This window comes from Clostridium thermobutyricum DSM 4928 (assembly GCF_002050515.1).
Classification (GTDB): Bacteria; Bacillota; Clostridia; order Clostridiales; family Clostridiaceae; genus Clostridium; species Clostridium thermobutyricum.
The window spans coordinates 1-8,297 of record NZ_LTAY01000074.1 but is presented as its reverse complement, the minus strand read 5'-3'; the positions used below and the strand labels follow the sequence as shown (position 1 = coordinate 8,297).

Here is an 8,297-nt window from a genome sequence, read left to right as displayed (position 1 = left end):
TTTTTATTTCTACAAATGTAATTATTTATGTTTACATTTATGTTTATATTTATATTTTTACATGTAGTTTTATTTTTATTTTTGTAATTATTTATAATTATATTTTTGTTTTTAATTACGTTTACGTTTTTGAAAATGTTTTTGTTTTCGTATATGTAAATATATATGTTTACATTTTTATTTATATTTACGTTTATATATATGTAATTGTTTTTAATTACGTTTACGTTTATATTTTTGTAAATGTATATGTTTATATAAATATTTTTGTATTTGTAATTGTTTTTGTTTTAGTAAATGTTTTTGTATTTAAAAACGTAATTGTTTGTATTTTATATGTTTGGTTTGTAATCTTTTTTTGTAACTATTTTTGTAAACATATATAACAGTAATTTTGTTTGTATATATATTTGTATAATTGTTTGTATTATTATTTTTGAAAAACAATCTTTTTAATTTAAAAAATATTTTATTTACAGTTATGTAAACATAAATATCAATATTTTTGTTGATAAAAATATTAACAATTAATCTATAATCCCTAAAAATTCCACTAATTATATAATGTATTTTATATAGTCGTTAAATCCTTATATTTAAACACGTTGATATATATGTAAACATAAATATTTACAATAAAATCAGCTAATATCTCTTGTAATTTAATATAATATCTAAATGTCTTAATAGTTATTAAATTTAACATTTTAGTTTTTTATAGATCAATACAACTGAAATTTGGTATCTTAAAGTTGTATTCTTAATTTTTGTATCTTAATTTTATATCTATATAAATTAGAACAATTAAATAAAAAATTAAGTTTAATATATATTACTTAGAGTATTTAAAACTAAATTTTAAATACATCTTATAATAAAAATTTTTAACTTATACATAAAAAAATTTTATTTATTTAACTTAAATTTTTAAGCTTAATATTTTAATTTCTTATTAAAAAAATCATTTGAGCAATAATTTTTTTTAAATTTATAACTTTTTTATTTATATATTTTCTTATAAATATCTCATATTTTATTCAAATTTTTTTATATTTTATTATCTATTTTTTATAATTTATAAATAATATTTTTAAATATTATTTATATAATTTTATCTAATATATATAAGTTATTTTTAATTTTACTATAGTTTTTTATTATAGTATTTCATGTATTTTTAACTATATTTTTTCTTATATTTTTTCTTATAATTTTACTTATTATTTTTATGTATATAATATAAAAATTGATTCTTATATTAAATTTTATATCTTTAAATAAAATATTTATCTATACTATTTAAGTATGCAAAAAACAAAAAATTGAATAAAAATTTTGAGAATTTTTTTATTTATAATTCAATGAAATTATATAGAAAAATAGAATATAAATTTGATTTAATATTGTACTAGAATGTATTGTAGAATTGAATTTTAAGATTATATAATTTTTGATAACTTAAAATCTAAATTGATAAGTAAATAGTACTAATTGTAGTTTATACCTCCGTATGTATATGATTAATTATATACGTCAAAATATGAGTCTTATAACCACTAATAAGCACTCTTAATATATGTAATGATTAACTAATAATCTTAATATAAGCCTTATATGGCCTTATCTGACTTTATTTATGCTTATATTAATTTAATATACTAGCTATATATAAAATAAAGAAATAAGCTCGTTAAAACTTAATTTTAAATTTTTATTATATAAATCAATAATAAAAATTTTTTATAAATAAAAAGATGATAGAATCTAAAATAGTAAATTACTATTTTAAAATTTTATCATCCTTAATTATTATCTATGATTTTTTCTAGCTCTTTTTCTAGCTCTTCTTTTATTTTTATTTATATCTCTTATAAGCATAATTATGAATAGTAATGCTGAAAGTATTGCTATTATTAATAATATATAAGCAAATATCATTGGCTCAATTAATTGTCCTATGCTTATTTGTGGAGTAACTGAGTAGTCTTTAGAGTATTTTAACTCATTAAACTTAACATTTATTTTATCTTTATTAAATATACAATCCCATGCTGTTAAATTGCTTGTATCTAATGTAACATTACTAAATTCATTGTTTTCTGAATTGTTATAGTACATTATATTATTATTTAAAACCATAGGAACTTTTACAGTTCTTGTAGGTCCAAAGAATCCAAATAATTTATAAGTTAAAGTTGGATCAAATATTGTTGTTCCTGCATTTTCATATACAACTGGAGTTGCTTCATTAAAGCTGTAATCCATGATTTTCTTCATACCACTATACATTTGTGGACTATTTAATATATTAGCTGAATCCATGATAACACCAACTATAGTTTTTCCATCTCTAACATCTATATTAAATAAACAGCTTCCTGCTTCGCTAGTGTATCCAGTTTTACCAGCAACATTTCCATACTTACCTAAGTTACTGTTTCTGTTTTTAATATGGATTAATTTATCACTTTGATTAAATTTTATAGTAGCAGATTCAGTACCCATTGTTTCTCTTGACCAAGCTTCACTATATGGTAATTGTCCAATTATTGCAAGATCATAAGCTGTAGTATAATGATCAGGATTTTGTAATCCATTAGGGTTCATAAAATGAGTTCCTTTTAATCCTAATTTTTGTACTTCATCATTCATCATTTGAACAAATTTATCTTTACTTCCTGCAACGAAGTCTGCAATCATATAAGCACTATCATTAGCAGAGTATAGTAACAATGCATCCATTACATCTTTGGCAGACATAGTTTCACCTACATAAACTGGTCCAAAGTTTTTACCTAATGAAAAGGCTGGTTGTTGTTCTGCTGATTCTGTATATGGAATTATATCATTTGGTTTTGCATATTTTGCAAATAAATAAGCAGTCATAAGTTTAGTAAGACTTGCAGGATATCTTTTTGCATTAGCATCTTTTGAATAAATAACTTCATTAGTGCCTAAAACCATTGTTATTGCTGATTTACCAACAATATCAGGTTGTGCTTCTTTAGGAACTATTGCTCCTTTTTTCAAGCTTTGTTGAACTAGTACTTTTTCTCCATTTGTAGCAGTAGGGTCTGATGGAAAATTAATAACTATCAATCCAACTGAAACAATAAATACAAGAAAAACTACTAAGTATTTACCTTTTTTCATGTGTAATACTCCTTTTTAGCTATTTAAGACTTAACATAACATATCTTATCGATATTCATAACAATAAGTCTCGAACTATTATACAAAGAAAAACATGAAAAAAAGTGTACAAAAATTATAATTAATAAATATTTTAAATATAGACTCTAAAAACCTAGTCCTCGCTTACTTTTGAGTCGGGGGAAGGCGTAACCGCCCCCACAAACATTAATATATAGATACCAAATTTCAGTTGTATTTTAACTAATATTTTCCCATAGTTCTTTTTTGGATGCGAAATTGTCTGTTTTGTTCTTTTGTTTAAGGTATTCTTGTATTATAAGAGTGTCAATTTGGCCAGTTTTCCATTCTTTTAATAATTTAGATACACCTTGTTGAGTAATTTTTATAAGATTAGCAATTTCTTTTTGTTTCATTCCACTTTTAGTAAGTTTTAAAATAATAGTTAAGTTTTCTAATTTACTTTGTTGTCTTTTAGTAAGTCCATTAGAATTTCTTGAGTCTTTTTTACTTTTATCTTTTTTCCACTCATTTCTATAATCTTTAGATCTTCTATTTTTTTCTTTTATAGAAATTATAGTTTTTAATGAATCCATTTCTTCATCTGAAATCTCTAATAATTTTATTAATTTCTTATTTGAATAAACATAACATCCATTTTCTCTAAAAAATTTACTCATTGGTGGCTTATCTGTTAGCCTAATGTACTGATCAAAAGTTTTTGCCCAACGTATATATGCAGTTTCTGCTGATTTGGTCGCTTTTATTACTTCACTTTCTGAAAGTGGAATTTCAAATTGAGAGTTAAAATCCATAGTACTTTCAAGTGCAGTTTTTTCATCCTTTATGAAAAGGCATGAATAATATCTATATAAAAAAGTCATTAATTCTCTTGATCCATTACATTTTCCATTTCTTAATCTTTGAAGAGCTAAAATGTCATTCATTCTTGAATAATGGAGAGTGTGTAAATTGTAAAGTGATATTTCTTTTTGTTTTTTTGAAATTATATTTGCTTTTTTAGTTTTTTTTCTAACCTCATTCCACTCATTTTTTTCCATTGGAAGCTTAGGTAGAAAAATATCTGCAAGCTCTGGTATTGTATATCTTTTTAAAGATTCCTCTTTATTTATTTCAAACTTAAATTTTGAATTTGCATTATAAACCAATCTTGCTTTTCTTCCAGTTTTTGAATTTATAGTTCCTGGTAATCTTAATACATGAACAGCATCTGAACTTAATGGATCAGCTCCATATCTTTCAAATTTTTTTACTAAAGTATCCTGTATTTTTTGCCAGATTGGTAATGCATTCTTTGTTGCACTTTCTATAAGATAAAAAATATACATTCCATTTCCACTATCAACAAAAAATGAGGGTTCAACTTCTTCGAATTGACCATCTTTTCTCATTCTAGATATCATTTCTTCAGTAGTTTTATTCTTATATTTTTTTATTTTATAATAATCAATATCTACCCAAAAAGAGTGTAAATGACGTATATTTTGAATTTGTCTAATTGGTGAAAGCATTGAATTTATTGATATATACACATCTTTAAAATCCATTAACTTTGAAATTTTTTCTGTTAATTTAAAGTTACTTATATGCCATTGAGTAAAAATTGAATTTTCATCTTTTATTCCAATAGCTGTGTAACCATCTTTTTTATTCTTTATACTTTGAATCTCTACTATTGCATCTTCAATTTTTTGTGATGAAACTAAAGGTGTGCTAGTAGAAACCAACGCATTTTTTATTATATTTAGCTGTGAAATTTTTTCTGCAGCCATAAAAAATACACCTCCTAATTTCTAGGGGTGTTTCAATATATACAAAAAAATCCATTTTAAGACATTTTAAGTATAAAATATCTAGGCTATCTATTTTTAAATAACCTAAAAACAACAGACTAGACTATTATACAAATTTAAAAATAGCCTTATTCCTGTTCTATATTGAAACACTAAGTTTTTAAATTTAATGGCTGCGAGCCTGAGAAACTTTACAGCCTATCTTTAGATAAGATTATAACACTAAAATTCTCTAACATGCAACAAATTTTAATAAAAAATTTTTCTCGTAAAATGTAGTATTTATGGGGGTTTAGACAACATTTGATATCAATAGAAGTGTATATATAAACATTTATTTTGACGTAAATAACTATGTTTGTACATATGTTTACATAAATAACTTCGTATATGTAAGTATAATTGATTACATAATTAATTATAAAAACCTTTGTACAATTAATTATGTAAACATATATAGTTACAAATACATAAACATTTATGTAGGCTTTTTAGTACACATACTGGAAATACAAGCCTTACAAAGGATTTCATTGGGATAGACGAATAAATTTAAATAGTTTTCCAAAAAAGTTTTTTTTATTTTTTGATTAAATCTATTGACTAATGGCAAAAATACAACTATAATCAAATATATAAAATATCGATTAGAAACACTAAGTTTTAAAAAGAATTAAGAGCCTGAGAAACTTTTTTAATTCTTTTACAATGAGAGAAACAACTATAATTTTAGTTTAATCTAATATTATAGTTGTTTTTTGTTGTCTTTTATTATTTGAAATAAATAAATTTTATTTTCTTTTCTAATAAATTTCTTAGCATAATATTTATAAATATCTTTGATTTATATAACTTTAATCTAAATAAATCTTATTTTTCACTTTAAATTTAATTTCCAAACTTACTAAATTTAAAATATAAAAGTATTTTTTGTTAAAGAGCTTTATAATAAAAAGTTATAAATAAAAACTCATCTATAAATTTTCCTATAAAATTATAACCAAAAAATTTAGTATTATTAATTTCATAAATTCAATTTGAATTTATGAAAAGTAAAACTTATTTAGAAAATATAGTTTTTAAAACCTTATTATTATAATATATTATATATGTTAAAATTATCTAAATAATAGTTATCTAGCTATTATAAAAAAAATATATTTATTAGGGGATGTAATTTTATGAATTCTTTAAAACTCTCACTCTTATTATTAAAAAGAGATTTCAAAAATTTCTTTTTATATACGTGCTCTTCTATAATAATTTTCATGGTTCTATTTGGAATATTTAATATAATTTATGATCCAAATATTAAATCAAATTTATCACAAGGAGATTATATATCTTTATCTTCTATACACCTAATAGTTCTTTTCATTATTATGCTAATCGGATATTATTCTAATAATTTATTTATGGAAAAAAGAAAAAAAGAAATTGCAGTCCAGATAATTAGTGGACTTTCCTTAAATAGTTTAGCTTTTTCTACTGCAGTAATTAATATAATAATATCTTTGATTTCTTTAATATTTGGATTACTTTTTGGATTTTTATTATCTCCATTAGTACTTTCTATAATATACAATGTTATAGGTATAAATAATACAAGTTTTTCATTAACCAATGAAGGAATGATTGCCACACTTCTAATGATATTTGTAAATATTTTTATTCTTGGATTATTTAATGTTGGATTAGGATATAGAACAGAAATTTGTGATTTAGTTAGATCTAAAAATGGAAATTATAAAACTAAAATAAAGAAGCCATCAAAAAATTTTTTTATGATTGCTTCTTTAATTGTAAGTCTGTTATTTTTATTTTATATGATTTTTTCAAATGATTTTAATGACATTCCTATATTAGGATTACTTGGAAGTATATCTACATTAATTTTTACTTTTTATTGCTTACCAAGTATTTTTTCTAAACTTAGCAATAAATCTTCCGATAAAATAAATTTTTTAGTATTTAGAAATATAAAATTAAACATAGAAAAAAATTTAGGTATTTTAATTAGTATATATTTAATTTCAGGTTTGCTACTAGTTAATTTAGCTAATTTTAAATCAAACATTTATTTAGCATCAGCTTTTTCTGGAAGTTTAATACTTTTATTATTTTTGTTTATTATTGGAACATTATATAGTTTTAATTCTTTAGCAACTTTAAAAATAAGAAATTTTAAAATACTAAAACAACTTGGATATATAAATTCAGATATTAAAAAAATAATTTTTAAAGAAGCGTTAGGTTTTATTTTTTGCATATCAATATTGCCATCAGTATTTTTATTTGTAGGAATATTTAAATATTATTATTTAGATATAATTCCATTTTTCGTACTAATATCAATAGTATGTATTTTTTTATTTTTAATGATTTTATGTTTTGGTAGTTGTTATGTTATATACTCAAAAGGTTTAGATAGTATTTTCAAAAATGGGGGAAGATAAATATGAAAGAAATTATTGTTGCTGAAAATCTTACAAAAGAATATTTTAAAAGTTTTAAATATAAAAAAGAAGGATTAACTAAAGAAGTTACTGTTGCATTAGATGGAATAAGTTTTAAAATTTATGATGGAGAATTTATTTTGGTTCTGGAAAATCAACTTTTGTAAATTTAATTTCAACTATTGATTCTCCTACTAAAGGGAAAATTTTTATAAATGGAAAAAGGACAAGTGGTCTTAGTGAAACAGCACTTAGTAAATTAAGATCAGAAACTATTGGATTTGTATTTCAAGATTTTAATCTAATTGATAATTTAACAATTTCAGAAAATATATCTGTTCCTTTAAAATTATCTGGAGTGTCATTAAAAGAAATTAAAGAAAGAATTTCTGATATTTCTGAAAAACTTAATATTTCTGAAATTTTAGAAAAATATCCAGCAGAATGTTCAGGTGGACAAATTCAAAGATGTGCAATCGCAAGAGCACTTATAAATAATCCAAAAGTTATTATTGCAGATGAACCTACTGGAAATCTTGATTCTGTAAATTCAAAAATAATTTTAAATATCTTTAAAGAGCTTAATGAAAAATTTGGAATAACAATTTTGATAGTAACTCATGATCCACTAACAGCCAGCTATTCTAAAAAAACAATAAATATAATTGATGGGAAAATAGATAAATCAATTGAAAGAAAAGATTTAAGTCAAAGAGAATATTTTGATAAAATATTAAATCTAGTTTCTGGTGAAATTGATATATAAAATAAAAAACAAGTCTAGATTTTAGACTTGTTTTTTTATTTATTAATTAATATTAAATAATTGAATAATATTTCTATATTTTTACAATAAATAAGTGCAATTTAAAGC

Annotated in this window: 5 protein-coding genes; 3 read left to right on the top strand and 2 right to left on the bottom strand. The window is 21.6% G+C overall.

What is annotated here, in order from left to right; translation table 11 throughout:
* Positions 1 to 1,809 precede the first annotated feature (1,809 nt).
* Both CLTHE_RS13295 and CLTHE_RS13290 read right to left on the bottom strand, forming a co-directional pair.
* Positions 1,810 to 3,153 (bottom strand): D-alanyl-D-alanine carboxypeptidase family protein, encoded by a 1,344-nt coding sequence (locus CLTHE_RS13295; RefSeq protein WP_080023882.1) that lies wholly within the window; start codon positions 3,151 to 3,153, stop codon positions 1,810 to 1,812.
* Between the two features lie 239 nt (positions 3,154 to 3,392).
* The gene (locus tag CLTHE_RS13290; protein ID WP_080023881.1) at positions 3,393 to 4,946 is read right to left on the bottom strand and encodes a hypothetical protein; all 1,554 of its coding nucleotides are present in this window, start codon (positions 4,944 to 4,946) and stop codon (positions 3,393 to 3,395) included.
* A gap of 1,202 nt (positions 4,947 to 6,148) precedes the next feature.
* Here CLTHE_RS13290 and CLTHE_RS13285 point away from each other — a divergent pair.
* The 3 genes from CLTHE_RS13285 to CLTHE_RS13280 are packed head-to-tail and all read left to right on the top strand — an operon-like array spanning position 6,149 to position 8,189.
* Entirely contained in the window at positions 6,149 to 7,423 is a 1,275-nt protein-coding gene (locus CLTHE_RS13285) for an FtsX-like permease family protein (protein WP_080023880.1), read from the top strand.
* Positions 7,424 to 7,425: 2 nt separating this feature from the next.
* The gene (locus CLTHE_RS17060; protein WP_242945648.1) at positions 7,426 to 7,590 is read left to right on the top strand and encodes a hypothetical protein; all 165 of its coding nucleotides are present in this window, start codon (positions 7,426 to 7,428) and stop codon (positions 7,588 to 7,590) included.
* Entirely contained in the window at positions 7,557 to 8,189 is a 633-nt protein-coding gene (locus CLTHE_RS13280; RefSeq protein ID WP_341456363.1) for an ABC transporter ATP-binding protein, read from the top strand. Before CLTHE_RS17060 ends, CLTHE_RS13280 begins: the two co-directional genes overlap by 34 nt.
* The last annotated feature ends 108 nt before the right edge of the window (positions 8,190 to 8,297 follow it).